The sequence below is a fragment of the Vibrio sp. 704 genome, assembly GCF_033339295.1.
In genome coordinates this window covers 1-652 of record NZ_JAWOUH010000543.1, presented here as the reverse complement: position 1 = coordinate 652, position 652 = coordinate 1, and the positions used below count along the sequence as shown (strand labels likewise).

The following is a 652-nucleotide window of genomic DNA, read 5'->3' as shown; positions in this document are numbered from 1 at the left end:
TCAAGAATCACATTATCTTCAATAATGGTATCTTCAAGTGCACCACGGTCAATCGTAGTACATGCACCAATCTCGACGCGGTTACCAATGCGCACAGAACCAAGCTGAGGGATTTTAATCCACTCGCCTTTATCGTTCGCATAACCAAAACCGTCAGAGCCAATGACTGTGCCAGATTGAACCAGACAGTCATCGCCTAATGATACTTCATGATAAATTGTCACATTAGCCCAAAGCTTGGTGTTGTTCCCCAGCTTCGCGTTTTTACCGATAAAGCAACCTGCGCCGATAACAACGTTATCACCCAGTTCAACCCCCGTTTCAATAACCGCGTTTGCAACAACTGCAACGTTTTCACCCATCTTCACATCGGATGCAATCACTGCACTCGGTGCAATGTCTTCAGCAGGTTTTGGTGTGGTATCCATAGCCTGAACAACACGAGCGAATGCAACATAAGGGTCAGCAACGACGAGTGCATTACCAGCACACTGGTCCTTATGCTCTGCCTTCACCATCACCACTGTTGCTTTACATTCAGATAGATGCTTTGCGTATTTTGGGTTAGACAAGAAAGTCACGTCACCTTCTTGCGCTTTATCCATTGGAGCTACACGGCCAACGACGAGTGACTCGTCACCAAATAGCTCAC

1 protein-coding gene is annotated in these 652 nt (G+C 46.6%); it reads right to left on the bottom strand.

Translation table 11 applies throughout. From position 1 onward, the window contains the following. Positions 1-652, bottom strand: a 652-nt coding sequence (lpxD, locus tag R7R24_RS27640; protein ID WP_318120262.1) for a UDP-3-O-(3-hydroxymyristoyl)glucosamine N-acyltransferase, incomplete at both ends; no start/stop codon positions are given.